The organism is Imhoffiella purpurea (genome assembly GCF_000585215.1).
Taxonomy (GTDB): domain Bacteria; phylum Pseudomonadota; class Gammaproteobacteria; order Chromatiales; family Chromatiaceae; genus Imhoffiella; species Imhoffiella purpurea.
Genome location: NZ_AONC01000056.1, coordinates 19476 through 44528 on the forward strand (window position 1 = coordinate 19476; position 25053 = coordinate 44528).

The following is a 25053-nucleotide window of genomic DNA, read 5'->3' on the forward strand; positions in this document are numbered from 1 at the left end:
GACACAGGTGGCCGGCGACCTTCCTCGCGAGAAGGACACCGAGGCCATTATCCTAGAAACGGGAGCCCAAGGGCATTGGATCGGCCGCTCACTCGGGATGTTCCTCGATATGGAACCCGAACAGCTCCAGCAGAATCCCCGTCACCACACCGCCGAGCAGACCGCCGAGCAGACCGGGGGGTATATAATTCACCACATGGTGGATGGTGTCTCGCGCATTCGCGTCCGTCAGGGCGGACGTGGTTCCTCCGAGGATCCAGATGCTCGCGCCCACGACGGAGGCGATGAGCCCAGCCACCACAGGCGCCGAGAGTGCGCCGGGAAGCCATCCCGCACTCACCGTCACCAGCCAGCGCTCGGAGATCTGGAAGAAGGTCCCGACCAGCGCCACCACGCCCGCGGCCAAGGCGAACATGCCGATCTGGCTTCCGGTCAGCGAGAAGGCCAGGGCGAGCGACCCGCCGGCCAGCAGACCGGCGATCAGGCCGGTCAGGGTCTCGGCCAGCGGCCGGCCTCCGCCCTTGACGACCCAGGCATAGAAACCGCCCGCGATGATCCCGACCGCACCCGCAACCGTCACGATGGCGGTCAGCTCGACTTCTTGACCCGTGGCAATCAAATAGCCGATCGACGCCAGCACCCCGGCCATGGCGCCTACCAGGGCAACCGGCATCGCGCTATAAAACGCCGAGGTCGTCATGGCCGCAGCCGCCGCGGCAATGACCAATGGGTGCCATCCGGACAACCCGAGCAAGCCGAGCACCTGATAGAGGGCGGCGAACAGGGCGCCGAACAGCGCCCCGGCGAATCCCCATACGAAGATGGTCATCACGATCGTAGCGAACTGGTCCTTGGTGAGCATGCTCTAATGTCCGAAGGCTCGGTGATCAGTGGCTATAGTCTAGCCCTTGCGGGATTTCTGCAGGCCGATCGCCGTCGGATTCGATGAACCCTGACCCCGTCTGGCGAGACCGACCGCTCGCTTCATTCAACCTCCACAGCGGACGTCGATGTAACCTTATGCATCAACCTCCAAGCAACGGCGCCATACGCTGCATCGATGGCATCACCAGCATTCATTACGATGGCTATTGGATCAAGTACTACGAGCCGCCCAAGGATTCTTTCGAGGTGCGGCGCGAGCTGATACAGGCCCTGACGATCCGGCTGTTCAACCATGTCGAGCATGGGATCAATATCCCGGGATCGCGGCTCAAGGAGGCGCGCGCCGCCTATGCCGCCGAGACGGATACCGAGCGCAAGCGGGTCAACGGCGCCATGCTGGCCGGCGCCCTCTTCAACCGCGCCTCGGATATTTTCAGGTCGCTGGTGGATCTGCAGCATGCCGGCATGGAGATCACCCCCGAGCATCCGCTCATGCGCGATTGCGGCCATTGTCTGATGGAGGCGCTCGAACTCGGCAAGATGGTGCGTCATCGCGGCGGAGACGAGGGGATCGACGAGCTCTGGGGAGAGCCATTCAAGGCGTTCTCGATTCCGATCGAGGATTTCTATGCCAGCCGCTACCTGAAGATCGCCATGACCATGCGTGACATCGACCGGGTCGGAACGGCATTGAAGGTCACCTTCGCCGACAGCAAGCAGATACTCGGCCTAGACTCCCGGGTCGACGAACTCATCGCAACCGCCAAGCGTAAATGCGAGATCCTGCGCACCGATCCGGAGGTGTTCGAGGTCTGGCCGGCCTATGTCGTCGCCAGCGAGCGGCTGTGCAATCTGGAACCCATCCTGCCGGGCAACCACGATGCGGCGGGCATTCGCGAGGCGGTCGACGGAACGCGCCTGCTGCGCGAGGGCACCGATCTGGTGAGCTTCATCGTGCGCGCCCGAGTTCCAATGCCTAAAAGCACCCGCGAATTCATCGACCGCTGCGATCAGTTCCGCCGTACCTTTTTCACCGAGCGAGCGACGCGTCCGAGCGGGGATTCGTAGCGAGCGAACCGAGGCACTTCAGCATGCTCATCTATCTTCACGGTCTCGACAGCTCGAGCCAATCCGCCAAGGCGAAACTGCTCAGGGAGCGGCTCGCACCATTCGAGGTCAGGGCGATCGACTATCGCCCCCACCGCCCGGACGAGGCCGTCGCTCGACTGTCGAGGTTCTTCGCGGATCTGGGGGACTGCCGTCCAGCCGTGATCGGGAGTTCCATGGGGGGCTTCTACGGACAGTATCTGGCGCGCCGCTTCGATTTTTCGCATCTGTTCATGATCAACCCGGCGCTCACGCCCTGGATCTTCGTCGAGGAGCGCATCGGCAGCGTGCAAACGGCCGCCGATGGCGAGGAGTACCCCATCACCGCCGAGTTGGTCGAACGGCTCCGAGCCTATGGGATAGCACAACCCTGCGACGGGACGCCCACGACCCTCTTCCTGGACCGCGGCGACACGCTGCTCGACTACCGTATCGCCGAGGATCTATACAGGGACTGCGCGCGGCTCATGATCTGGGACGGCGGAGATCACGCCTTCCAGCACATGGAGGAGGCGATCGAGATCGTCCGCGAGCATCTCGCCCAGCCCGAACACCGGCGTTAGGTTGGGCCGACCGGTGGAAGGCATCTAAGTGATTGTCCATCAAATGTTTCCCGATTTGCAGACGACGGATGGGCAAGAATCGGGAACTTTTTGGTGGACAGTTCCTAAGCCGAATTCAACAACTGCCCGACGACATGAAAGCCGGCGACATAGGTTCCGATCGCGGCGCCCAGTGTGCTCAGCAGAAAGACCAGGAAAACGCGCGAGATCCGGTTGCGCCACCAGCCGCTCCAGGTCGCCACGTCCGCGCGCAGACGGCTGAAATCGCCGACGCTCGGCTTGCGCAGATAGAGCTCCACCGCGCCCGTGACCATCCCGGCTCCCAGGGTCGGGTTCAGCGTGGTCAAGGGCGCGGCGAGGAAGGCCGAGACGATGGTCAGCGGATGTCCCGCCGCCAGCAGCGTCCCGAGCGCGGACAGCCCGCCCGTGATCAAGGCCCAGGAGGTCAGCAGCTCCAGGCCGAAGCTGGGACCGATGACGAAACCGTAGGCGAAACCGGCCAGAATGAGTATGAGTAGCCCCCAGGCCAACGCCTGGGGCCAGCGGCTCGACGGCGGGATCTCCTCCAACCGCTCTAGAACCGCAGCCGGATCCGAGCGCTCGGCCTCCAGATATCGCCCGACCCCCTTCAGGTGCCCGACCCCGACGACGGCGAGCACGCGGCGCGCGCCCGTCCGGGCCGCTTCGCGTCTCAGCTTCGCCGCCATGTAGCGATCGCGCTCTTCGATCAAGGGTTCATAGAGATCGCGACGATCGGCCGCGAACTCGGCAAACGTGGTCTCCAGCACATCGCCGTCCTTGAGACGCTCGACCTCCTCCTCCGTCACCTCCTCTGAGGTCAGCATGGCGCCGACCAGACCGGCGAACAGGGAATAGCGCTTCCACCATCCGAGGCTGGCGGAGATACGCTTGAGCGTGATACCGATCTCGCGATCGATCAGCATGACCGGCAGATCGCGCTCCTTGGCCAGTCGCAGCGCCATGCGCTGCTCCGAGCCGGGCTCGATGCCGAATTGATCCGCGAGCCGCTGCTGATAGGCCGAGAGCGCCAGGTTCGCGACCACCATATAGACCCGGTTCTGGCGGATGACGGAGAAGAGATCCATCTGAGAAAGCGATTTGGGATCCATCAGCGCATTGAATCGGCTGCGGCAGAGCTCGACGGCGATGGCGTCGAAGTCTCCTGTCTGGATCAGCTTGCCGACCTCATCGGCGCTGGCGCGCGACACGTGGGCAGTGCCAAGAATGGTCAGATGAAGGTCGTCGAGGACGATTTCACGCCGTGGTTCGATTGGCTCAGCCATGGAAATCCTGTCGATTGGGATGCCTTGCTCCAGGGATAGAAGCACGAAGGGCGGCATGATATACCGATCCCATGTGAATTTTCGGCTTTTCCCGGCCGAAGGGGACGTCCGAGCAGAACCGGCCCAAGCGCCCCCAGAATCTCGAGACGGAGGCGCGCATTGGTGGCCCGCCCGCGATGCCGTATCATCCCCCGGCAACGCTCTCTGCCGCCATGGACATCCTCATGAGATTTTCGCTGAATGGACCGACGGGCCGGAAGCGGCCATTATGGATCGGAATCGGCCTCGCCATCGCGATTCTGGCAACCACCGGCGGATGCGGCGCCATCAAGAAGGACAAGATGGCGGTCACGCTGCAGGCCGCCACCCATGGATACCAATCGGCACTGCGCTGGGGCTATTACGAGAGCGCCTACGCCTTCGTGGATCCCAAGCAACGAGAAGACAAACCCATGCCGCCCGATCTGACGGGGCTGCATCTGACCGGCTACGACGTGGTCCAGCCCCCGAGCATCAAGAAGGACGAGGATACAGCGACCCAGATCGTAAGGATCGAGTATCTCTACGAGAGCAAGCAGGTGGTCAAATCGCTGACCGATCGTCAGCTGTGGCAGTGGGACGCGGACAAGAAGACCTGGTGGCTCATATCCGGATTGCCCAAGTTCAAATAGTGCCGACGGCCCGCAGCCGCTCATTCGGCCGGTGGGGGCTCGCCGATCTCCTTCTCGGCCGAGATCATAGCCGCGATGCGGTCCAATTCGGCGCGACGTCCGGGAGGCAGCGCATCGCGGCGCCGCATCAGATCGTTCAGCATCGTCTCGGCACGATCGAGACGATCGGCGGCGATGGCATCCTTGACGGCTCGGATGGCGAGACTCACCTCGCCGCTCGGCAAGGAGTCCGCGACGGATACCGGCGACGAGCGCCGATCCGCGGAGACCTGCGTCGGCGTCCGATCGCACCCAGAAAGCATGGCAAGAGCGGCGAAGAGCAGCCAATGCGCCCCTGGCCTGCCTATTCGAGACCTCCGCGCCCGCCGCTCGCCGAACACTCCCACCGGAACAGCCTGCAACCTCATGGATAACCTTCTCGCGATTCTTCTGGTGGTTCTGATCGGCTGGTTCTGGCTGGACAGCCTGCGCGCGCGCGAGATCGCGGTCGGCATCTGTCAGGCGGCCTGCAGACGACAGGAGGTACAGCTCCTGGATCAAGCCATCGCGTTGAGGCGCCTGGGTCTCTCATGGCGCGCGGAGGGATTGAAACTGCGCCGCGTCTATCGCTTCGACTTCAGCGAGGAGGGAACGGGACGGCGCAGCGGCTATCTCGTCATGCGCGGCATGGCGCTCGAGGATCTGAGCTTCGGTCTACCGACCCGAATCGAGGATGCCTGAGGCATCGGGGATAAAAACCGAACGGATCGAGCGCACTATTTGACCAGCTTGAGCGTCGGCCCGCCCCTGCCCTTACCCTTGCCGCCCGAATCATCGCCAGATTCACCCTTGGGCGCACTACCCCCGGAATCCTCGACCGGCTTCAATGCCGGACCGTCGGACGGGGCTTGGGCGTCCGTCTCATCGCTCGGGTAATGCGGGTCAGGGAACACCATGCCCTGGCCGTTCTCGCGGGTGAAGATCCCGATCACCGCCTCGCTCGGGGCCATGATCTCGCGAGCGACACCGTTGAAGCGCGCGCCGAACTGGATCCAGTCGTTCCCGATGACGAGTCCTCGAACCGCACCCGGTGAGATATTGAGCACGATGCGCCCACCGTCCACGAATTCCTGCGGAACGCTGGCATCCGGATAGTTCGCATCCACCACCAGATGAGGGGTCATCCGATTGTCCAGGATCCACTCGTAGATCGCTCGGATCAGATAGGGCTTGCTGGACGTCATGTCGTCGGCCTCGTCGATCATCGGACGGCGCTCGCGACCATCTCCTTTTCCGCCTCGGTGAGACTCTCGCGGAAGGCATCCCAGGAAAAGATCCGATTCATATAGACCCGCAACGCCTCGGCCTGGCTCGGCAGCTCGATCCCGAGCACCGGGAGCCTCCACAGCAGGGGGGCGACACAGCAATCGACGAGGGAGAATTCCTCGCTCATGAAGAAGGGATGCGCCCCGAACACAGGGGAGGTCACGGTCAGACTCTCGGTCAGCTCCTTGCGGGCCTGGGCGACCTCGTCTCCAGCGCCCTTCATGATACGCCCCATCAGCGAATACCAGTCGCGGTCGATGCGATACATGAAGAGTCGCGCATTGGCTCGCGACACCGGATCGACCGGAAGCAGAGGCGGATGGGGAAAGCGCTCGTCCAGATACTCCATGATGATCCGAGACTCGTAGAGACGCAGATCCCGATCCACGAACGTAGGTACCGTACCATAGGGATTGAAATCCATGACCTCGTCCGGCAAGGCATGCGCATCGACATCGACGACGTCGACGGCGATTCCTTTCTCGGCGAGCACCATTCTGACCCGATGGCAATATGGACAAACGGGATCGGAGAATAACGTCATCACAGCTCGTCTGCTTGCAGCCACTGCCATATCTTCCCTTTTCCAGCACTGAGGCTGAGCCCGGCAGGGCTCGATTGGGTTTCTTGATGCCGATCTCGATCCCTGACGGCCGTCGTACGACTCGCCGCTCCGAAGTGGCGGTCGAGGCCCCGTCCCGAAGGCCGAGCGAACTCATTCCCAGGTGACGGTCAAATGCCAGAATCGGGAGAATATACCCTCCGAGACGGCGACGCATGGAGAATTTACCGAGCGACCCGCCCGGATGACCGGCCCAGAGCACGTCGACATGGACGGCCCCGGCCGATCGCAATCCATTGCGGACGAGACGAGCGAAGGACGGCAGCGATCGAAACCGGCGCCGTCCCAAGCGCTCGCCCGATCAGTGGATGTCCTTCCAATACTCCTTCTTCAGGAGGTAGGCGAACACGAAGAGCACGCCGAGGAACAGGAGAACGTACATGCCCAGACGCTGACGCAGGAGCTGGACGGGCTCTCCGGCATAGGTCAGGAAGGCGGTGATGTCCCGCACCATGGCATCGTACTCCGCCGGCGACAGGGAACCCTGCTCCACCAGCTTCACGCCCTCGACGATCGGTTCGCCGCCCGGCTCGTGCGCGGGCTCCAGAACGGCCTCCTGCTTGCCCTGCAGATCGCCCAGCACATGAGGCATGCCGACCAGCGGGAAGAGGATGTTGTTCACGCCATACGGACGGGTATCGTCCATGTAGAAGCTCTTCAGATAGGTATAGACCCAATCCGGAGAGCGCCAGCGGGTGACCAGGGTCAGATCCGGCGGAACCACGCCGAACCATTTGAGCGCATCCTCGTCGCGCATGGACTTGGTCATGAGGTCGCCCGGCTTGGCGTCGCCGAAGATCAGCGTTTCGCGCAGGGTGACCATGTCGATCCCGAGATCCTTGGCCAGACGGTTGTAGCGCATGTACTGCAGCGAGTGGCAGCCCTGGCAGTAGTTGACGTAATACTTGGCCCCACGCTGCAGGGACGCCTGGTCGCGCAGATCGATGTCGGCATCCTCGAGGTGAGCGGTCTCGGAAGCCAGCAACAAGCCCGGAGCCAGAAGCAGCAGGGCGGCGATGATCACTTTTCTCATGAGGTCACCCTCTCTGGAACGGGCTTGGTCTTATCGATCGAGCTGTAGATCGGCATCAGGATGAAGAAGGCGAAATACAACCCGGTGAAGATCTGCGACAGCAGGGTATAGAGGTCGGAAGCCGGCTGAATGCCCAGCCAGGCCAGCGCCACGAAGGACACGGCGAAGATGGCGAGCGCACCCTTGAACAGCGGACCCTTGTAACGCATGGACTTCACCGGACTGCGATCGAGCCAGGGCAGCGCGAACATGATGAGGATGGCCGCGAACATCACCACAACGCCCGGGAACTGCGAGCCCCACATGGGCGGAATCGCGCGCAACATGGCATAGAAGGGCGTGAAGTACCAGACCGGCGCAATGTGGGGCGGGGTCTGCATCGGGTTGGCCGGCTGGAAGTTCGGCGCCTCGAGGAAGAGACCGCCGAAGGTCGGCATGAAGAACAGCACCAGGGCGAACAGCGCCAGGAAGACCACGACGCCCATCAGATCCTTGACGGTGTAGTAGGGATGGAAGGGGATGCCGTCGGCGGGAGCCTTGTCGCTCCAGCGGTTGCCCTTGGGGCCTTCCTTGATCTCGATGCCATCGGGGTTGTTGGAGCCGACGTGATGCAGCGCCACGATATGCAGGAACACCAGGCCGACCAGTACGAAGGGCAGCAGGAAGTGGAAGGCGAAGAAGCGATTCAGGGTCGCATCGGAGATGACGTAGTCGCCACGCACCCAGACGGACAGGTCGTCGCCCACCACGGGAACCGCGGCGAAGAGGTTGACGATGACCTGCGCGCCCCAATAGGACATCTGTCCCCAGGGCAGCAGATAGCCGAAGAAGGCGGTCGCCATCATCGCCAGGTAGATGACCACGCCGATCATCCACAGCAGCTCGCGCGGCTTGCGGTAGGAGCCCCACAGCAAGGCACGGAACATATGCAGATAGATGACGATGAAGAAGGCCGATGCACCCGTGGAGTGCATGTAGCGGATCAGCCAGCCCCAGTCGACATCACGCATGATGTATTCGACGGATCCGAAGGCGAGGGTCGCATCCGGCTTGTAGTTCATCGCCAGCCAGATACCGGTGACGATCTGGATGACCAGGGTCAGGATGGCCAGCGAACCGAAGAAGGACCAGAAGTTGAGGTTCTTCGGGGCGAAGTATTCGGAGAGGTGGGCTCGCCAGGTCTCCGTCAGAGGGAATCGCTTGTCGATCCAACTGAGGTTTTCGGTCTTTTCAGCACTCATCAGGCCGTTCCTCGATCTTCACCAATCAGGATGGTGGTGTCGTTGAGATAGACGTGCTTCGGGATCCAGAGATTGGTCGGCGCCGGCACGTTCTTGAACACGCGGGCCGCCAGATCGAAGCGCGAGCCGTGACAGGGGCAGTGGAAACCGCCCTTCCAGTCGGGACCCAGATCCTCAGGCGCGAACTCGGGCCGATAGGTCGGCGAGCAGCCCAGATGGGTGCAGATGCCGATGGCCACCAGGTATTCCGGCTTGATCGAGCGCGTGGGATTCTTGCAGTAGGAGGGCTGATGCTCGACTTCCGAAGTCGGATCGACCAGCTTGGGATCGTTGCTCGACAGAGCCTCGAGCATCTGTGGCGTGCGTCGCACCACCCAGACAGGCTTGCCGCGCCATTTGACGCGCAGAAGGGCGCCCGGCTCCAACTTGCTGATGTCCGCCTCGACCGGCGCACCGGCAGCCCGAGCACGGGCACTCGGATTCATGGATGCGACGAACGGGACGAGAGCGAAACCGGCACCCACGGCACCGGCCACGCTGGTCGCGGCGACGAGCACTCGTCGCCTATCTGTATTCACGCCTTGCGCGCTCATAGGCCAATATCCCCCGGCTGATGCAAGCACCGCCCAAGGCATCCCAGGCGAGCACCCACGCAGCTTGGATGAAACGTTCAGGTGGAAAAATTTAAGAATATGACGATTGACTACAAAATCGACCGCGCATTCTCTTCGATTCCAGCAGGATAGGTCAAGGCGAAACCCGAAAGACATTAGGTCTTTAGGTGCGCGGACAAGACGAATCAGGCTGGATTGTCGATCTCGACATACAGATGTTGCAGGCCGAAATGCTCGGCCAAATGTGTACCGAGCGCCTGAACACCGTAGCGCTCCGTCGCATGATGACCGGCACCGAGGTAGCAGATTTCCGATTCGCGCGCCTGGTGGGTGGTCTGTTCCGAGAGCTCGCCGCTCAGGAAGACGTCGATACCCAGCTCGGCGGCCTGCTCCAGATAGCCCTGCCCCCCACCCGTACACCATGCGATACGCTCGAGCGGTCCCGAGCGCCGACCGACCATCATGGGCTCGCGCCCGAGCCGCCGCGCCACATGACGCGCGAGCGATTCCGGCTCCATCGGGGCGGAGAGTCGACCGACCCACACTAGACCCTTGGCGACCTGGGTTGGTTCCGCATCCCGCACATCCAACTCGTCGGCAAGCCTAGCATTGTTGCCGAGTTCTGGATGGGCATCCAGCGGCAGATGATAGGCGAGCAGACTGATTCCAGCCTCCAGGATCCTCCGCGCCCGGCGCCCCTTGGGTCCGACCAGACAGGGATTCTCGTTCTTCCAAAACCACCCATGGTGTACGAGGATGGCATCGGCCCGCGCCTCGATCGCCGCCTCGATGAGCGCGGCACTCGCCGTCACCCCGGTCACCAGACGCTCCACCGGACGACTCCCCTCGACCTGCAATCCGTTGGGGGCATAATCGGAAAAGCGGCCGGCATCCAGAAGTTGATCGCAATAGGCGACCAGGTCGCGAGACTCGATCATCGTCGGCACCTCGGGCGAATCGAAGACAAAAAAAAGCCCGGCGGGGAGCCGGGCTGGAAACGTCTCATGATGAGAGAGACGAGGAGGACTCGAAAAAACCTGTCTTGGCGGCTGGAAGGACGCGTCCCACCAACCGGCCGAAATACATCAGTGCATGAAGAGGCCGCCGTTGACGGGCAGGTTGGCCCCCGTCATGTAGCTGCTTTCATCGCTGGCCAGGAACGCGATCGCCGCCGCGATCTCACCCGGCTGGGCCATCCGGCGCATCGGGATACCGCCGATGATGCTGTTGCGCACGCCGTCGTCCATCGCCAGGGTCATGGCCGTCTCGACATAACCGGGCGAGATGGTGTTGACGGTGACGCCCTTGGACGCGCCTTCCTGGGCCAACGCCATGGTGAAGCCGTGCATGCCGGCCTTGGCCGCGGAGTAGTTGGCCTGGCCGAACTGACCGCGCTGACCATTCACCGAAGAGATGTTGATGATACGCCCAAATCCGCGCTCTAGCATCCCCTCCCAGACCGGGCGTGTGACGTTGAACACACTATTGAGGTTGACGTTGATCACGGCCTGCCACTGCGCCGCCTCCATCTTCTTGAAGGTCTTGTCGCGCGTGATGCCTGCGCAGTTCACCAGGATGTCGATCGGGCCGTGCTGCTCGGCGATCTCCTGCACCATGCGCACGCTGTCGTCGTAGGAGGACACGTCGGCCGCGATGGTCGCGATGGAGAAACCCTCTGCCGCACGCTCCTTCTTCCAGGCTTCGGCGGCCTCGGCCTCCGAGGGATGATGATTCGCCACGACGGTGCAGCCATCCTTTGCGAGACGCGTGCAGATCGCGGTACCGATACCGCCGATTCCACCAGTGACGAGAGCGATGCGAGCCATGCAATTCCTCCGAGAGATTACCGTAATCGATTGGAACGACGACGAGGTCCGTACATTACTACCACCCCGGCAGGGAGGTGAAGCACCTCATCCATTTGCCATGATCCCCATCAATCCGGAATCATGGCGAATGGCAGTCCGTCCCTGGACTGCGGTGTCCGCCGAAGCCCGAATCAGGCGTTCGTGGTCGCGCTCTTGAGGTCGGAACTGATCTCGGACATGTTCTTCTCGAACCAGGCCCGATAATCGTCGCGCGCCTCGTTGGCCAGCTGCATGCTGGTCTTGCCTTCGGCCATGACGCGCTCGCTCAGTTCCTTGGTGGCCTCGACCTGGCCCTTGAAGAAGTCGTTGTAGCCCTTCGACTCGGTAGCCAGCTTCATGACCTGCATGGCGTGATCCATGTACAGACCCATGGCGTCCATCTGACGGGCAGCCATCTTCTCGAAGATGCGCATGTTCAGCTCACCCAAGCTGGTCATGCGCTCGAAGCTCTTGTTGGTCATCTCGTTCACGGTCTTCACAGCGTCGGTCGTGCTCATCGTGATCTCCTAAGTTTGTGCAGTGCAGCAATGTTGCGTTGCACAATATTCTTCTCGACAAGCCACGTCAACAGCGTTTTTGCAATTCTCTCCATTGATTTGGCGCTGGCATGGGCATCATCGCATCGGTCATGAGACATCGCTGTCGAACCTATGAAGACCCACGCAAACCAGAGACCTCCGGCCCCTGTCCCACCAAATGGGCATGCAGCTGACTCTTCGGCATCCGCTGGATACGCGCCAGCAAGGCGTGCGTCACCGAGACGCACTGAAACCGCTCCATCAGCTCCCGTTCCAGGCGGAGCATCAGACGCGAGGCCATTTCCGCATCGGCCAGTGCCCGGTGAGCCGGCTCAGCGGCAGGCAAGCCCAAAGAGGCGACGAGCGCGCCGAGCTTGTAACTCGGCGCCCGGGGCAAGACCCGCCGAGCCACCAGCATGGTACAGACGAACGACTGGCCGCGCTGGCGGCCGAGCCGACTCAGCTCGGCATCCCAGAATCGGCTGTCGAATACCGCATTGTGCGCGACAAGCGGAACCGTACCGACGAAATCGGCCACCTCGGCCATCACATGCTCGACCGGTGGTGCATGGCGCAGCATGGCGGTCGAGATACCGGTTAGACGCTCGATGAAGGGTGGCACCGGAAGTCCCGCGTTCATGAGACTTTGATAGCGGTCGACGATCCGCCCGTCCGCCACCAGAACCGCAGCAATCTCGGTGGGTCGATCGCCCCGCAACGGCGACAGTCCTGTGGTCTCGAAATCGATGACGGCAACAGCATCCACACCCCCTCCCCCCCCAGATCGAACGGATCGGTTTCGCCAGGCGATTATGAGCCCACGCGACCAGCCTCACCATGAGGCGTCGCAACAGCCCTCGCCGGACATCCCGGTCGCCCTGCCGCCGGCCCCAAGACGCCGGCACAAAATGAGACCCTCTTCTCGATTAATCCGCACGCTCGCCCCCCCCCCAACGGGGATCCGCGAATCATGAATGGGTTAACAGATTTATCGATCGCAAGACATAGACTCACGCCGAAACGACAGCGCCGGCCAAGCAACGATCCTAGAGCCCTCAACCCAGCCATCGTAACCGGCTCCCAAGACCGTCCACCGGACCCGAGAAAAAAGCCCAGACGAGGATAAACCATGAGCACCCAAGAGGAGTGCACAGCGCATCCGCTATGCCTGAGCGGCCCACTGACCATCTACGAGGCGGGCGAGATGAAGGAACGCCTGCTGGCCCGACACGGGGCCACGCTCGACCTCTCGGGTGTCACGGAATGCGATGGATCCGGCATACAACTTCTGATGCTCATCCATCGCGATGCCGGCTCCCGCCTGACCGCCGCGAGCGAAACGGTTGCCGAAGCCTTGCGTCTTTGCGGACTGTCCCACCTGATCGAGAAGCAGCCATGACGCTGGACCTGACCGCGGCAATGCAAACCTACGCCGCCGAGAGCCAAGAGCTCCTGGAGGAGATGGAACGCGCCCTGCTGGCGCTCGAGGCGGGAAGGCAGGACCCCGATCTGATCGACGCGATCTTTCGCAGCGCCCATACCATCAAGGGGTCGAGCGGCATGTTCGGTCTGGACGCGGTGGTCGCCTTCGCCCATGAGGTGGAGACCCTGCTCGAATTGGTGCGCTCGGGTCAACGGACGATCGACACCCCGCTCGTGAGCTTGCTGCTCCGCTGCCACGATCATATCGCCGCCCTGGTGAACAGCCCCCCGGGCGAGGATCCCCAAGCCGATCTACTGGTCCAGGGCGACGCCCTGAAAACCGAGCTGCAGGCCTGGCTCGGGGACGCCTCCGACGACGACCGAACCAGCGAGAACGTCTGGCACATCTCGTTACGCTGCGGCCGGGAGCTCTTCCGCGACGGGATGGATCCGCTCTCCATCCTGCGCTACCTCGGCACGCTCGGCGAGCTGATCAACGTCACCACGCTCGACGACGCCCTGCCGCCGATCGAGCGGATGGACCCCACGGCCTGTTACCTGGGGTTCGAGATCGACCTCAGGACCGAAACGGACAAGCAGACGCTCGAGGCCGCTTTCGACTTCGTGCGCGAAAGCAGCCAGGTCCATTTGATCCCCCCAGGCAGCAAGACAGCGCTATGGGCCGAGCTGATCCAGGCGCTGCCCGAGGGAGACGACAAACTCGGAGAGATCCTGGTGCGCACCGGGGTACTGACCCGCCAGGAACTGGCCGCCGCCATGGGGATCCAGGTGATCGATTCACCGGACAAGCAGCTCGGCGAGATCCTGGTCGAACAGGGTCTCGCTCCGCCCGAAGCGGTGAAGGCGGCACTGGGCCGGCAGGCTCAGGCCCGCCGCACCGGCGGTGAACGCTACGTGCGGGTGGAGGCCGACAAGCTGGACCGACTGGTCGACCTGGTGGGCGAGCTGGTGATATCGAGCACAGTGACCACGCTCAGGAGCAGCCACTCCGACGACCGCGCCCTGCAGGAGGCGGTGGCCACCAGCGCCCGCTTCATCGAGGAGGTGCGAGACGCCGCCCTGGGCCTGCGCATGGTACCGATCGGCGGCACCTTCAACCGCTTTCAACGGGTGGTTCACGACCTGTCGCAGGAACTGGGCAAGCAAATCGATCTGGTGATCAGCGGCGGCGAGACGGAGCTCGACAAAACCGTGGTGGACCGTATCGGCGATCCCCTCACCCACCTGGTGCGCAACGCCATCGATCACGCTATCGAGTCGCCGGAGGAACGCCTGGCGGCGGGGAAGGATCCCCGAGGGCGACTGCAGCTCAACGCCCATCACGAGAACGGCAGCATCCTCATCGAACTTTCGGACGACGGGCGCGGATTCGACAGGGAGCGGATCGCGAGCAAGGCGATCGAGCGCGGACTCATCGACAGCACCGAGGGCATCCCGGACCAGGACGTCTTCCAGTTGATCTTCGCGCCCGGATTCTCGACCGCCGAGCAGGTTTCCAACCTCTCAGGACGCGGTGTGGGCATGGACGTGGTCAAGCGCACCATCGAGGACCTGCGCGGAACGGTCGAACTCGAGAACCGGCCCGGGCAGGGCGCGACGGTGCGTCTGCGCATGCCGCTAACCCTGGCCATCATCGACGGCTTCCTGGTGTCGGTGGGCGATGCGCGCTACGTGGTGCCTCTGGACACGGTGGAGGAGTGCATGGAGCTCGGCACGGTGGGTCGGCGGGACTATCTGGATCTGCGGGGCGAGGTGCTGCCGTTCCTCAGGCTGCGGGACCTGCTGCACGACACCACGGAGGCGCCCGCGCGCCAGAGCGTGGTGGTGGTGAGCTACGCGGGCAAGAAGGCCGGTCTGGTGGTCGACAGACTCCTGGGCGAGCTGCAGACCGTGATCAAGCCGTTGGGAGAGGTGTTCTCCGCGCTCAAATGGATCAGCGGCTGCACCGTCCTGGATGTCGGACAGGTCGGATTGATTCTGGACGTCCCCGTCCTGGTCGCCCAGGCGGAACGCAGGGAGGTGACGAGCGGCCATCACGCGGCCGCCTTGAAATGACCGGCCCGGGATGACGCGCGTCGGCGCGCGAACAGGCCGACAGCGAACGCCTGGCCTCGCCCGCAGCGAGAGCGGAGCGAAGTCACGGCTCGACGCCCAAGAACGATTCGATTCAATGTCTTCAGAGGAATGGAAAGACCCATGTTCAAGAACATGACACTGCGCACCAAGCTCGCGATCGGCTTCAGCCTGCTCGTTCTGCTGACCACGGCCATCGGGGGATTCGCCATCTTCCAGATGGGCAAGGTCAACGATGCCTCCACCGAGATCACCGTCAACTGGATGCCCAGCATCCGCCATATCCAGTCGATGAACACCAAGACCTCGGACTTCCGCATCGCCGAACTGATGCACGTGATCTCCGAGGATCCAGCCCAGATCGCAGGCCTCGAGAAGAAGATGGACAGCATCAAGGCGGCGCTGCTCGAGGATCGCGACGCCTATGCCAAGCTCATTTCGTCCGAAGAGGAACGGGCCCTCTACGAGGCGTTCGCGAATCAATTCGACGCCTACATGGAGGCCAACGCGCGCATGATCCCCCTGTCGCGCGCCATGCGGACCGGCGAGGCGATGGCCATCATGAACGGCGAGTCGCAATCCCTGTTCGACAGCTATTCGGCCACCCTGGAAAAGCTGGTGGACCTGAACATCGCCGGAGGCAAGGCCGCCAGCGAGAACGGCGATGTCATGTATGCCCGGGCGACGGGCTGGATCCTGGGGGCCGTCCTGATCGCGGCCCTGCTCGGCGGCATCATCGGCGTGGTCATCGTGCGCAGCCTGATGCGGCAGCTCGGGGCCGATCCGTCGGAGGCCGCGGCAGTCGCCCAGCGCTTCGCGGCAGGCGACCTGTCGGAGGAACTGAAGACGCGGGACGATGACGCCTCCAGCCTGCTGGCAGCGCTCAAGACCGTACAGGGCAGTCTGCGCGCCATGATCGCCGATGCCGGACATCTGACCCGGGCCGTGGCCGAGGGACGGTTGAGAGCACGCGCGGACGCCGAGGTGCATCAGGGCGACTTCCGCGCCATGGTTCAGGGCATCAACGACACCATGGAGTCCTTCGTGGTTCCGATCACGGAGATCCAGCGCGTGCTGGGCGCGATGGCGGAAGGCGATCTGAGCCAAACCATCCGAGCGAGCTATCAAGGCGACTTCGAGCAGCTGAAAATCGCCCTCAACACCACCGTGGACAAGCTGGGCGAGACCATCGGTCAGGTGCGATCCTCGGCCGACGCCCTCAACAGCGCCGCAGAGCAGGTATCCGCAACCTCGCAGACCCTCTCTCAGGGAGCGGCGGAACAGGCCGCCAGCATGGAAGAGACCTCGTCATCGATCGAACAGATGTCGGCCTCGATCGCACAGAACACCGAGAACGCCCAGATCACCAACGGGATCGCGACCCAAGCCGCGCGGGAGGCGGAGGAAGGCGGCACGGCGGTGCGCGAAACCGTACAGGCGATGCGCGAGATCGCGATCAAGATCAAGATCATCGACGACATCGCCTACAAGACCAACCTGCTGGCCTTCAACGCGGCCATCGAGGCGGCCCGCGCGGGCGAACACGGCAAGGGATTCGCCGTGGTCGCGGCGGAGGTGCGCAACCTGGCCGAACGCTCCCAAAGCGCCGCCCAGGAGATCGGGGATCTGGCCGGCAGCAGCGTTGACCGCGCCGAGCGGGCCGGGAAGCTCTTGGAGGAAATGGTCCCCTCGATCGTCAAGACCGCCGACCTGGTGCAGGAAATCGCGGCGGCCAGCAGCGAACAGACGACTGGAGTAACCCAAATCAACAGCGCGGTGAATCAGGTCAATCAGGCGACCCAGGGCACGGCCTCCGGGAGCGAGGAACTGGCCGCCACGGCCGAAGAGATGACCAGCCAAGCCCAGCAATTGCAGGAGCTGATGGCCTTCTTCCGGGTCGCAGGCGCAGGCGCGATGGCAGAGCATCCGGTCGCGGGGAAAATCTTGTCCTCGCCCGCCCCCCAGCCACGCATCGTCGGAGCGGAAAAGCACGGGCCGGGCAAGGATCAATTCATCCCCTTCTGAGAGAGGTGTTCATGACACGCGATACCACACTCGAGAGCGGGCAGGAAAAGGCCCAGTACCTGATCTTCAATCTTCGCGGAGAACCGTTCGCCATACCCCTCCTTGGGGTCAAGGAGATCATCGAATACGGTAGCGTCACCCACATCCCGAACATGCCAGTCTTCATCCGTGGGGTGATCAACCTGCGTGGACGCGTGGTACCGGTCATCGATCTGGCCGCGCGCTTCGGCGAGCCGCCGACGACCGTCGGCGAACGAACCTGCGTGGTCATCGTCGAACTGCAGGATGAAGCCGGGATCAACGACATGGGCATCGTGGTCGATGGGGTCAACGCCGTCAGCGACATCCCGGCGAGCGAAATAGAACCCCCACCGAGGTTCGGAGCCAAGATCCGGGTCGATTTCATCCAGGGCATGTGGAAGTCTCAGGACCGCTTCGTGATCGTGCTCGACCAAGCGCGCGTTCTCTCGATTCAGGAGATCAACCAGCTCGCCGAGATGATGGAGGACGGGCCCGCTCGATGAAGAAAGGCCGGGCGCATCGCCCCGGCTACCGAAATGCGATCGATCGAGCGGCGGGGGCCTGGAGGACCGGGATCAGGAAGGATCCTCGTCCTTCTTCTTGCGGTCGCCCGGAAGCGAGAATCCGGCGGCACGCATCAGATCGTCCTGGAGTTCGGTCCAGAGCTCGACATTCTTCTGCGTCAGGCGGGTCATGGCATCGAAGGGATTGTCGCCCCAGGCCCCCTTGACCTCCTGCTGCTGCTTGGCGAACAGATTGAGGGCCGTTTCCAGATAGCGCGTGAAGAGTCCCTGCAATGTGCCGCCGTAGAAGCGGATGATCTGCGCCAGCATGGGGGCGCTGAACAGCGGCTCGCCGCCGGATTCCTCCTCCAGCATGATCTGCAGCAGAATCGAGCGGGTGATGTCGGTGTCGTTGGCGGTGTCGACGACCTTGAAACTGACGCCGCCCATCACGAGCGCGCGGACATCGGAGAGGGTGATGTAACGACTGACCTCGGTGTCGTAGAGGCGGCGGTTCGGGTACTTCTTGATGATGCGCTCGCTGTTCATAGGCACCTGGGCTGCATGGGCATGAATTTCCGCAAGTGTACCCCAGTCGCGACCACGCCTCGCCGGCGGGCACCGACGAGGCACGATTCGAATACGGATAGAGAATGGAGCGAGCGGGAAACCGCGACCTAGAGTCGAGAGCCGACCGAACGCCCGATAGGCATTCGGTCGACCGCTGACCTCTAGATGCGCTCGACGGCGAGCGCGACGCCCTGACCACCACCGATGCAAAGCGTGGCGAGGCCCTTCTTGGCATCGCGACGCTGCATCTCGTAGAGCAGGGTGACCAGCACGCGGGCGCCCGAGGCGCCGATCGGATGACCGAGCGAGATGGCACCACCGTTGACGTTGACCTTGCTGAGATCCCAGCCCATCTCCTTGTTCACCGACATGGCCTGGGCGGCGAAGGCCTCGTTGGCCTCGATCAGGTCCAGATCGGCCGGGGTCCAGCCCGCCTTTTCCAGACACTGGGTGGAGGCCGGGATAGGGCCGGTGCCCATGATGGCCGGATCCACGCCTGCACTGGAGAAGGCGACCAGACGCGCCATCGGCTTGAGGCCCAGTTCCTTGGCCTTGGACTCCTTCATGACCATGACCATGGCCGCACCGTCGTTGATGCCGGAGGCGTTGCCCGCGGTGACGGTCCCTTCCTTGTCGAAGGCGGGACGCAGCTTGCCGAGCTTCTCCGCCGTGGTCCCCGCGCGCGGGAACTCGTCGGTGTCGAACACCAGCGGATCGCCCTTGCGCTGCGGGATGCTGACCGGAACGATCTCGTCCTTGAAGCGGCCGGCCTTGATCGCCGCCTCGGCCTTCTGCTGCGACTCGGCGGCGAAGGCGTCCTGCTGCTCGCGGGTGAAGCAGAACTGCTTGGCGATGTTCTCGGCGGTCACGCCCATGTGGTATTGATTGAAGGCGTCCCAGAGACCGTCGACGATCATGGTGTCGACCATCTTCCAGTCGCCCATGCGCTGACCGTCGCGCGAGCGGGGCAGGACGTGGCTCGACTGGCTCATGCTCTCCTGGCCGCCGGCGATCACGATGTCGGCGTCCCCGCAGGCGACCGCCTGCATGGCCAGGTGCACGGCCTTGAGACCGCTGCCGCAGACCTTGTTGATGGTCATGGCCGGAACCGAATGCGGCAGGCCCGCCTTGAGGGTGGTCTGACGGGCGGGATTCTGACCGACGCCCGCGGCCAGCACCTGACCCAGGATGACCTCGTCGACCTGGTCGCCCGCGATCCCGGTACGCTCCAGCAGGGCCTTCAGCACGGCGGTGCCCAGCTCGGTCGCGGGCAGGGACGACAGGCCGCCGCCGAAGGTCCCGATCGCGGTACGTCCAGCATCGACGATGACGATGTTCTCGCTCATATCAAGCATGTCCTCTAAAGCATTCAGGGTGAAATGGTCGATTATAGGTCAGTGACTCTCGGCGCCGGATTCTACGCACCTTTGTTGCAGTGCACAAATCCACATGCTAACTTTCGCCCAATAGCAACCCGAGGAGGGCAACCGCATGAGCAACGACAGCTTTTTCAACGACGACTGGCTGGAGCTCCAGCGCAAGTACTGGGACAACTGGGCCGACATGAGCCGCAAGGCGATGGGGCTCGAGGGCGAGACCAAGATGACCGCCCCCTGGGAGGGCGCGCTCGATCATTGGTGGAAGGCCTTCTCGCCGGCCGCCCCAGACCTCTCGAAGGCCTTCATGGAGAAGATGATGGACCAGGGCAAGTCCTTCTTCCGCATGGCCGAGACCTTCGCCAACCGCTCGGACGACGGATCCGCGACCGACGGCCTGAGCTACTGGACCAAGGCGCTCGAGGACATGCAGAAGCGTTTCTCGGGCAACCTGGACGACGGCGGCAGCGCCATGCAGCGCATGATGTCCTTCTGGGAGATGCCGCTCGACAACTGGCAGCGCATGATGTCCTCGCTCTCGCCGATGCCCGGCGACTTCCTGCGCAACATGCCGCACGAGCACTTCAAGGGCAATCTCGACCGCGCGCTCTCCGCGCCCGGACTCGGCTACTCACGCGAGGAACAGAGCCAGTACCAGGAGCTGATGCGCAGCTCCATGGAGTACCAATCCGCATTGCAGGAATACACCGGCTTCTACTCCAAGCTCGGCATGAAGTCGGTCGAGCGCATGGGCAGCTACATCCAGGGCGTCATCGACAGCGGCAAGACGATCGACTCGGCCCGCGCGCTCTACGACAACTGGGTAAGCTGCTGCGAGGCCGTCTATGCCGATCAGGTCGCGACCCCCGAATACGCCAAGATCCACGGCCGCCTGGTCAACGCCCAGATGGCCCTCAAGAAGCGCCTCTCGGTCATCGTCGACGAGAACCTGGGCGCCATGAACATGCCCACCCGCACCGAGGTGCGCACCCTGGAAAACCGTCTCCAGGAAACGCGCCGCGAGAACAAGCGGATGCTCCAGAGCTTGCGCGCGCTGGAGAAGCAGGTCGAGGCGCTCGGCGGCAAGACGCCGGCCAAGCCGGCGACCGCGCTCAAGTCCTCGGCCCCCGCGGCCAAGACGACCACGCGCCGCAAGACGACCGCCAAGCCGGCGGCCAAGCCGACCCCGAGCGAATGAGCCGTCCGACGATATCCGGGCACCGCCACAGCGCCGCACACTGAGAGGACCCTAGACCATGTTTCCAATCGATATCCGACCGGACAAGCTCGCTCAGGAGATGTTCGACTACAACCGCAAGCTCGGGCAGGGCATGGAGAACCTGCTCAACGCCGACGAGATCGACACCGGCGTCAGCCCCAAGCAGGCGGTCTACAGCGAGGACAAGCTGGTCCTCTACCGCTATGACAGACCCGAGGGCGTCGAGACCCAGAAGATCCCGCTGCTGATCGTCTACGCCCTGGTGAACCGGCCCTACATGACCGACATCCAGGAGAACCGCTCGACCATCAAGGGTCTGCTCGCCACCGGTCAGGACGTCTATCTGATCGACTGGGGCTATCCCGACCAGGCCGACCGCTCGCTGACCCTGGACGACTACATCAACGGCTATATCGACCGCTGCGTCGACCATCTCCGCGAGACGCACGATGTCGACAAGATCAACATCCTCGGCATCTGCCAGGGCGGCGCCTTCAGCCTCATGTATACCTCCATGCATCCGGACAAGGTGCAGAACCTGGTGACCATGGTCACCCCTGTCGACTTCAAGACCCCGGACAACCTGCTGTCCGCCTGGGTGCAGAACATCGACGTCGACCTGGCCGTCGACACCATGGGCAACGTCCCGGGCGAGCTGCTGAACTGGACCTTCCTGTCGCTCAAGCCCTTCAGCCTGACCGGCCAGAAATACGTCAACATGGTCGATCTGCTGGACGACCCGGACAAGGTCAAGAACTTCCTGCGCATGGAAAAATGGATCTTCGACAGCCCGGACCAGGCCGGCGAGACCTTCCGCCAGTTCATCAAGGACTTCTACCAGAACAACGGCTTCATCGAGGGCGGCGTCGTGCTGGGCGACCAGGAGATCAGCCTCAAGAACGTCAGCTGCCCGGTGCTCAACATCTACGCCCTCCAGGACCACCTGGTTCCGCCGGACGCCTCCAAGCCGCTCAAGTATCTGGTCGGCAGCGAGGACTACACCGAACTCGCCTTCCCCGGCGGACACATCGGCATCTACGTCAGCGGCAAGGCCCAGAAGGAGGTCACCCCGGCCATCGGCAAGTGGCTGAACGAACGGGGTTGATCTAACCCAGCGTAGGGCGCAATAGCGCTAGCGTATTGCGCCGTATGGCCGGCAACGGTCAGTCATCGACCGCAGCCGAATCACATACGGCGCAATACGGCCGCCCCAAAAATCGTTCGACGCCGGTTCATGCAAGGCTCTTGCGGGGGCAAAGATTTGCAGCCGCCAATGAGATGCGGCCTATTGCGCCCTACTCCTGCACGTAGAAATGACGCCATCCCGTCCCGCTGGCGCGGGTCAGGACGTCGATCAGCGTATGCGTCGGCGTCGCCTCTCCGGGGAAGATCTCCTCGACCTGGACGAAGAACCGCCCGAACCCACCCTGCTGCTTCCAGTCCCACAGCCACGGAGGTCGCGTCTCGCGACAGTTGGGGCAGGTCACGCCCGCATGCGGATGCGTCGCCCAGTGCCCCAGCCGTTCGCGCCAATCCACCAGCCGATGGCGACACTCCCGGCAGCGAGGCGCGCGGGTATTGCGGCCGTGAAGCAGATGGGGATGGCGGAAGGACGAAGAGACACGCACGTGACAGAAGGCGCCCCGGCCGTCCGGATTGCTGCGGATCTGCACGGCGCAACCGGTGAAGGCCACCAGACTCAGGAACATGGGCCCGGTGCGAAAGGCGTCGCCACCCGCGTCGCTCAGCCGCTCGCCGATGAAGCCGACCTCGGCGAGCGCCTCGATCAGCAGAGGCACGTGCGGACTGACGTGCGGATCCGAGGCCGTGAGAATCAGACGCCCGGTATGGCTGGATGAAACGACGTCCGGTCTGTCGAAATGCATGGCCATGTCCATGGAATCGAAACACCCCTTCGGCCGTCAGGATCCGCCGGCCGTGCGTTTGAAGTCGAAACTCAGCTGCTCGCCCGGAGGCTCGATATAGTCGCCTTGGATGAAATCCGGACGACAGCTCCAGACCTGCGCGAGCCTCTCCTTGTCATCGATTCCGGTCGCGATCACGGCGATTCCACGCTCCTGCAGTCCCTGGACGATTCCCATCAACTCGACCTGCTCGACCTGGGTCAAGATCTGCATCGACAGCTTGACATATCTGACACCGAGCTTGGACAGCAGCGTCAGGTCGTCGCGCGAGCCCACGACATTGGCGACGCAGCACTGGATCCCGTAGGTCTTCAGACGGTCCATGAGCGGCTTCGCCTCCAGCCGGTTCTGACGGACATCGGCAAGCTGGAACTGAAGCACCGGATACAGACGGATCAGATTACGCTGCACGATCTGCTCGCGAAACCAGGGAAACCACTCGGGAGCCGCCAGGGTACCGACCGTCTGATGGACCAGGAAGCGCATATGCGGATGGCTCGTGCGGTGCCGGTCCATCACCTCCAGGGCATGACCCAGGACCCAGCGATCGATCCTGACCATCAGTCCGCCCCGCTCCGCGGAGGCGAGAAAATCCGTCGGCGAGATCTGTTCGCCGTCCAGCGTGTTCAGACGCAGCAGAGCCTCGTAGAGCTCCTCACCCTGCCTGGCGACAGGGGCCACAGGCTGGAACAGCAGCACCAGACCGTCGTGGTTGAGAGCAGCATTGACCAGACGCCGGATCATACCATGACCGATGGCGACCTCTGCCCGCTCCACCACCGACTGGGTCCATAGACGCGCCTGATTGCCTCCGGCCTCCCTGGCCCAGGTCAATGCCTGATTGGCGCGGGACAGCAGTGTCGAGGCGTCCTCGAGCGGCGGTGTCGGCACCCCGATACCGATACTGACGGTCAACCCGATCTGCTTGCTTCCATCTGGGGTCCCCAGCCCCTCGGACAGTCGCGCACAGAGTCCAGCGGCCAATGACTGGAGCCCGGAGACCCGCTCACGTGAGGCGAGCAGGGCATAGCGGCATTCGTCCAAGCGGGTGGCGGCCTCCTCCGGGCTCATCAGACCCGAGATCTGGGCCTCCATCAAACCCAGCAGTCGCTCATATCCCCCGATACCCAACCGCTCCAAGGCTCGCGCATGCTGATCCAGCTCCAGGACGAGGAGACCCAGTCCATCTCGCCCCAGCTCCCGAGCATCCAGAAACCGGTCCAGATAGGCCATGAAAACCGCGCGCGGCAGGAAGCCGCGCGCACTTTCGCGCCGATTCTCCAGGGTGCGTCGGTTCCTGAACCAGCGCGACTCGCGAACGCGCTGCTCGATGGCGGCGATCAGCTGATGACGCTGCACGGGCTTGAGGACGAAGCCGTCGCCGCCCGCCTTCAGCGCCTCCAGTTGGCCGACCGGATCCGGATCCGAGGACAGGAAGAGGATGGGCAGGCCGAAGAAGTCGTCATGGTCGCGAATGACGGCGGCCAGCTCGCTGGCCCCGACCCGAGGGATATCCTGACTGATAAGCACCAGATTGGGGCGAAACGCCTGCAGCCGATCAAGGAGCTTCATGGGGTCCTCGACCACCAGCACCTCCATCCCGGCGCTGGCGATGGTTATGGCGATCTTCTTCGACTGATCCGGCTGCGGCTCGACGACCAGAACGCGGTAGCGGCGACTTTCGAGATGGCCGCTCAGGCGCAGGATGCGCTCGGCCAGGCGGCGCTGCGTGACCGGCATCACCTGATAGCTGTCGACGCCCGCGCGAAGGGCCGCCAATCGCCACGCCAGGGTCCCCTCCCCCCGTTCGCGACTGGCCAGACAGAGAACGGCCGCAGGGACGTCGGCATCCGGGCTCAGACGCGCCACCAGTTCGGCAAGCGAGTCGAGGCCGCCGACGGCCGCCAGATCGAGCACCAGAACCGAGGGGCGAGTCCTGCCGAGTGCCGTCACATGGTCCAGATCCTCCAAGACCCTCAAGACCAATCCTTTCGGCTCCAGCAATGGCGTCAGGTCCTTCACCAACCGAGGATCGATGCCCAGGAAATAGACAGACGCGTTTTGCTGTGATTGAACCGGGAGTTTCATGTCCTTGATCGACCTGTGTCAGATTGGGGAAACGCCGATGTATTGCGTTTACCGTCCGGACCAAGGACGGCCCGGCGAG

26 protein-coding genes are annotated in these 25053 nt (G+C 63.3%); 10 read left to right on the plus strand and 16 right to left on the minus strand.

The window, feature by feature from the left end; all coding sequences use genetic code 11:
• Positions 1-88 precede the first annotated feature (88 nt).
• Positions 89-862 carry a hypothetical protein gene (locus tag D779_RS16670; RefSeq protein ID WP_043756226.1) on the minus strand — a complete coding sequence of 258 codons (774 nt, stop codon included), beginning with the start codon at positions 860-862 and terminating at the stop codon, positions 89-91.
• Positions 863-1020: 158 nt separating this feature from the next.
• Between D779_RS16670 and D779_RS16675 the strand changes: the two genes are divergently transcribed.
• Both D779_RS16675 and D779_RS16680 read left to right on the plus strand, forming a co-directional pair.
• Positions 1021-1953, plus strand: coding sequence for a hypothetical protein (locus tag D779_RS16675; RefSeq protein WP_043756228.1), 933 nt, complete (start codon positions 1021-1023; stop codon positions 1951-1953).
• Between the two features lie 23 nt (positions 1954-1976).
• The gene (locus D779_RS16680) at positions 1977-2555 is read left to right on the plus strand and encodes a YqiA/YcfP family alpha/beta fold hydrolase (protein WP_043756230.1); all 579 of its coding nucleotides are present in this window, start codon (positions 1977-1979) and stop codon (positions 2553-2555) included.
• 104 nt (positions 2556-2659) lie between these two features.
• Here D779_RS16680 and D779_RS16685 read toward each other — a convergent pair whose 3' ends face one another.
• A complete protein-coding gene (locus D779_RS16685) occupies positions 2660-3859 on the minus strand; it encodes a TraB/GumN family protein (RefSeq protein WP_043756231.1) in 1200 nt (399 codons plus the stop codon).
• 224 nt (positions 3860-4083) lie between these two features.
• On the opposite strand from D779_RS16685, the gene D779_RS16690 reads away from it, so the two are divergent.
• Positions 4084-4530, plus strand: a complete 447-nt coding sequence (locus D779_RS16690; protein WP_043756275.1) for a hypothetical protein — start codon at positions 4084-4086, stop codon at positions 4528-4530.
• Between the two features lie 20 nt (positions 4531-4550).
• Here D779_RS16690 and D779_RS16695 read toward each other — a convergent pair whose 3' ends face one another.
• A complete protein-coding gene (locus D779_RS16695; RefSeq protein ID WP_157726439.1) occupies positions 4551-4739 on the minus strand; it encodes a hypothetical protein in 189 nt (62 codons plus the stop codon).
• A gap of 196 nt (positions 4740-4935) precedes the next feature.
• On the opposite strand from D779_RS16695, the gene D779_RS16700 reads away from it, so the two are divergent.
• Positions 4936-5250: a DUF3301 domain-containing protein gene (locus D779_RS16700; RefSeq protein WP_043756235.1), complete on the plus strand. Its 315-nt coding sequence runs from the start codon at positions 4936-4938 to the stop codon at positions 5248-5250.
• Positions 5251-5285: 35 nt separating this feature from the next.
• Here the strand turns inward: D779_RS16700 and D779_RS16705 are convergent, their stop codons facing one another.
• From D779_RS16705 to D779_RS16745, 9 genes are all read right to left on the minus strand, one after another.
• Positions 5286-5753: a ClpXP protease specificity-enhancing factor gene (locus tag D779_RS16705; protein ID WP_232424225.1), complete on the minus strand. Its 468-nt coding sequence runs from the start codon at positions 5751-5753 to the stop codon at positions 5286-5288.
• 17 nt (positions 5754-5770) lie between these two features.
• Entirely contained in the window at positions 5771-6409 is a 639-nt protein-coding gene (gene sspA, locus D779_RS16710) for a stringent starvation protein SspA (protein ID WP_043756239.1), read from the minus strand.
• 349 nt (positions 6410-6758) lie between these two features.
• The gene (locus D779_RS16715) at positions 6759-7490 is read right to left on the minus strand and encodes a cytochrome c1 (RefSeq protein WP_043756240.1); all 732 of its coding nucleotides are present in this window, start codon (positions 7488-7490) and stop codon (positions 6759-6761) included.
• Complete coding sequence (locus tag D779_RS16720; RefSeq protein WP_043756242.1) at positions 7487-8731, minus strand: cytochrome b; 1245 nt, start codon at positions 8729-8731, stop codon at positions 7487-7489. Before D779_RS16720 ends, D779_RS16715 begins: the two co-directional genes overlap by 4 nt.
• Positions 8731-9324, minus strand: coding sequence for a ubiquinol-cytochrome c reductase iron-sulfur subunit (gene petA / locus D779_RS16725; RefSeq protein WP_043756244.1), 594 nt, complete (start codon positions 9322-9324; stop codon positions 8731-8733). The genes D779_RS16720 and petA overlap by 1 nt, the downstream gene beginning before the upstream one ends.
• Before the next feature lie 206 nt (positions 9325-9530).
• Positions 9531-10283, minus strand: coding sequence for a Nif3-like dinuclear metal center hexameric protein (locus D779_RS16730; protein WP_043756246.1), 753 nt, complete (start codon positions 10281-10283; stop codon positions 9531-9533).
• Between the two features lie 147 nt (positions 10284-10430).
• Positions 10431-11171: an acetoacetyl-CoA reductase gene (gene phbB, locus D779_RS16735; protein ID WP_043756248.1), complete on the minus strand. Its 741-nt coding sequence runs from the start codon at positions 11169-11171 to the stop codon at positions 10431-10433.
• A gap of 173 nt (positions 11172-11344) precedes the next feature.
• Entirely contained in the window at positions 11345-11710 is a 366-nt protein-coding gene (locus D779_RS16740) for a phasin family protein (RefSeq protein ID WP_043756249.1), read from the minus strand.
• Between the two features lie 151 nt (positions 11711-11861).
• Positions 11862-12497 carry a 3'-5' exonuclease gene (locus D779_RS16745; protein ID WP_043756251.1) on the minus strand — a complete coding sequence of 212 codons (636 nt, stop codon included), beginning with the start codon at positions 12495-12497 and terminating at the stop codon, positions 11862-11864.
• Between the two features lie 363 nt (positions 12498-12860).
• On the opposite strand from D779_RS16745, the gene D779_RS16750 reads away from it, so the two are divergent.
• The 4 genes from D779_RS16750 (at position 12861) to D779_RS16765 (ending at position 17796) form a co-directional block, all read left to right on the plus strand.
• Positions 12861-13130, plus strand: coding sequence for an STAS domain-containing protein (locus D779_RS16750; RefSeq protein WP_043756253.1), 270 nt, complete (start codon positions 12861-12863; stop codon positions 13128-13130).
• Entirely contained in the window at positions 13127-15229 is a 2103-nt protein-coding gene (locus tag D779_RS16755) for a chemotaxis protein CheA (protein ID WP_043756254.1), read from the plus strand. Before D779_RS16750 ends, D779_RS16755 begins: the two co-directional genes overlap by 4 nt.
• A gap of 141 nt (positions 15230-15370) precedes the next feature.
• Positions 15371-17272 (plus strand): methyl-accepting chemotaxis protein, encoded by a 1902-nt coding sequence (locus D779_RS16760; protein WP_043756256.1) that lies wholly within the window; start codon positions 15371-15373, stop codon positions 17270-17272.
• Between the two features lie 11 nt (positions 17273-17283).
• Complete coding sequence (locus D779_RS16765; RefSeq protein ID WP_043756277.1) at positions 17284-17796, plus strand: chemotaxis protein CheW; 513 nt, start codon at positions 17284-17286, stop codon at positions 17794-17796.
• A gap of 72 nt (positions 17797-17868) precedes the next feature.
• On the opposite strand, the gene phaR is transcribed toward D779_RS16765, so the two are convergent.
• Entirely contained in the window at positions 17869-18345 is a 477-nt protein-coding gene (phaR, locus tag D779_RS16770; RefSeq protein ID WP_043756258.1) for a polyhydroxyalkanoate synthesis repressor PhaR, read from the minus strand.
• Positions 18346-18527: 182 nt separating this feature from the next.
• Positions 18528-19712, minus strand: a complete 1185-nt coding sequence (locus D779_RS16775) for an acetyl-CoA C-acetyltransferase (protein ID WP_043756278.1) — start codon at positions 19710-19712, stop codon at positions 18528-18530.
• Between the two features lie 145 nt (positions 19713-19857).
• On the opposite strand from D779_RS16775, the gene phaE reads away from it, so the two are divergent.
• Both phaE and D779_RS16785 read left to right on the plus strand, forming a co-directional pair.
• On the plus strand, positions 19858-20940 hold the full coding sequence (phaE, locus tag D779_RS16780) for a class III poly(R)-hydroxyalkanoic acid synthase subunit PhaE (RefSeq protein WP_043756262.1): 1083 nt from the start codon (positions 19858-19860) through the stop codon (positions 20938-20940).
• 58 nt (positions 20941-20998) lie between these two features.
• Positions 20999-22066, plus strand: a complete 1068-nt coding sequence (locus tag D779_RS16785; RefSeq protein ID WP_043756263.1) for a class III poly(R)-hydroxyalkanoic acid synthase subunit PhaC — start codon at positions 20999-21001, stop codon at positions 22064-22066.
• Positions 22067-22256: 190 nt separating this feature from the next.
• Here the strand turns inward: D779_RS16785 and D779_RS16790 are convergent, their stop codons facing one another.
• Positions 22257-22847, minus strand: coding sequence for a hypothetical protein (locus D779_RS16790; protein ID WP_232424226.1), 591 nt, complete (start codon positions 22845-22847; stop codon positions 22257-22259).
• A gap of 36 nt (positions 22848-22883) precedes the next feature.
• Positions 22884-24908, minus strand: coding sequence for an EAL domain-containing protein (locus tag D779_RS16795; protein ID WP_232424227.1), 2025 nt, complete (start codon positions 24906-24908; stop codon positions 22884-22886).
• Positions 24909-25053 lie beyond the last annotated feature (145 nt).

What these genes read in the sequence shown, in the direction of transcription:
- D779_RS16670 (WP_043756226.1), bottom strand. Translation starts at nt 862, where the DNA reads ATGCTCACCAAGGACCAGTTCGCTACGATCGTGATGACCATCTTCGTA.
- D779_RS16675 (WP_043756228.1), top strand. Translation starts at nt 1,021, where the DNA reads ATGCATCAACCTCCAAGCAACGGCGCCATACGCTGCATCGATGGCATC.
- D779_RS16680 (WP_043756230.1), top strand. Translation starts at nt 1,977, where the DNA reads ATGCTCATCTATCTTCACGGTCTCGACAGCTCGAGCCAATCCGCCAAG.
- D779_RS16685 (WP_043756231.1), bottom strand. Translation starts at nt 3,859, where the DNA reads ATGGCTGAGCCAATCGAACCACGGCGTGAAATCGTCCTCGACGACCTT.
- D779_RS16690 (WP_043756275.1), top strand. Translation starts at nt 4,084, where the DNA reads ATGAGATTTTCGCTGAATGGACCGACGGGCCGGAAGCGGCCATTATGG.
- D779_RS16700 (WP_043756235.1), top strand. Translation starts at nt 4,936, where the DNA reads ATGGATAACCTTCTCGCGATTCTTCTGGTGGTTCTGATCGGCTGGTTC.
- D779_RS16705 (WP_232424225.1), bottom strand. Translation starts at nt 5,753, where the DNA reads ATGACGTCCAGCAAGCCCTATCTGATCCGAGCGATCTACGAGTGGATC.
- sspA (WP_043756239.1), bottom strand. Translation starts at nt 6,409, where the DNA reads ATGGCAGTGGCTGCAAGCAGACGAGCTGTGATGACGTTATTCTCCGAT.
- D779_RS16715 (WP_043756240.1), bottom strand. Translation starts at nt 7,490, where the DNA reads ATGAGAAAAGTGATCATCGCCGCCCTGCTGCTTCTGGCTCCGGGCTTG.
- D779_RS16720 (WP_043756242.1), bottom strand. Translation starts at nt 8,731, where the DNA reads ATGAGTGCTGAAAAGACCGAAAACCTCAGTTGGATCGACAAGCGATTC.
- petA (WP_043756244.1), bottom strand. Translation starts at nt 9,324, where the DNA reads ATGAGCGCGCAAGGCGTGAATACAGATAGGCGACGAGTGCTCGTCGCC.
- D779_RS16730 (WP_043756246.1), bottom strand. Translation starts at nt 10,283, where the DNA reads ATGATCGAGTCTCGCGACCTGGTCGCCTATTGCGATCAACTTCTGGAT.
- phbB (WP_043756248.1), bottom strand. Translation starts at nt 11,171, where the DNA reads ATGGCTCGCATCGCTCTCGTCACTGGTGGAATCGGCGGTATCGGTACC.
- D779_RS16740 (WP_043756249.1), bottom strand. Translation starts at nt 11,710, where the DNA reads ATGAGCACGACCGACGCTGTGAAGACCGTGAACGAGATGACCAACAAG.
- D779_RS16750 (WP_043756253.1), top strand. Translation starts at nt 12,861, where the DNA reads ATGAGCACCCAAGAGGAGTGCACAGCGCATCCGCTATGCCTGAGCGGC.
- D779_RS16755 (WP_043756254.1), top strand. Translation starts at nt 13,127, where the DNA reads ATGACGCTGGACCTGACCGCGGCAATGCAAACCTACGCCGCCGAGAGC.
- D779_RS16760 (WP_043756256.1), top strand. Translation starts at nt 15,371, where the DNA reads ATGTTCAAGAACATGACACTGCGCACCAAGCTCGCGATCGGCTTCAGC.
- D779_RS16765 (WP_043756277.1), top strand. Translation starts at nt 17,284, where the DNA reads ATGACACGCGATACCACACTCGAGAGCGGGCAGGAAAAGGCCCAGTAC.
- phaR (WP_043756258.1), bottom strand. Translation starts at nt 18,345, where the DNA reads ATGAACAGCGAGCGCATCATCAAGAAGTACCCGAACCGCCGCCTCTAC.
- D779_RS16775 (WP_043756278.1), bottom strand. Translation starts at nt 19,712, where the DNA reads ATGAGCGAGAACATCGTCATCGTCGATGCTGGACGTACCGCGATCGGG.
- phaE (WP_043756262.1), top strand. Translation starts at nt 19,858, where the DNA reads ATGAGCAACGACAGCTTTTTCAACGACGACTGGCTGGAGCTCCAGCGC.
- D779_RS16785 (WP_043756263.1), top strand. Translation starts at nt 20,999, where the DNA reads ATGTTTCCAATCGATATCCGACCGGACAAGCTCGCTCAGGAGATGTTC.
- D779_RS16790 (WP_232424226.1), bottom strand. Translation starts at nt 22,847, where the DNA reads ATGCATTTCGACAGACCGGACGTCGTTTCATCCAGCCATACCGGGCGT.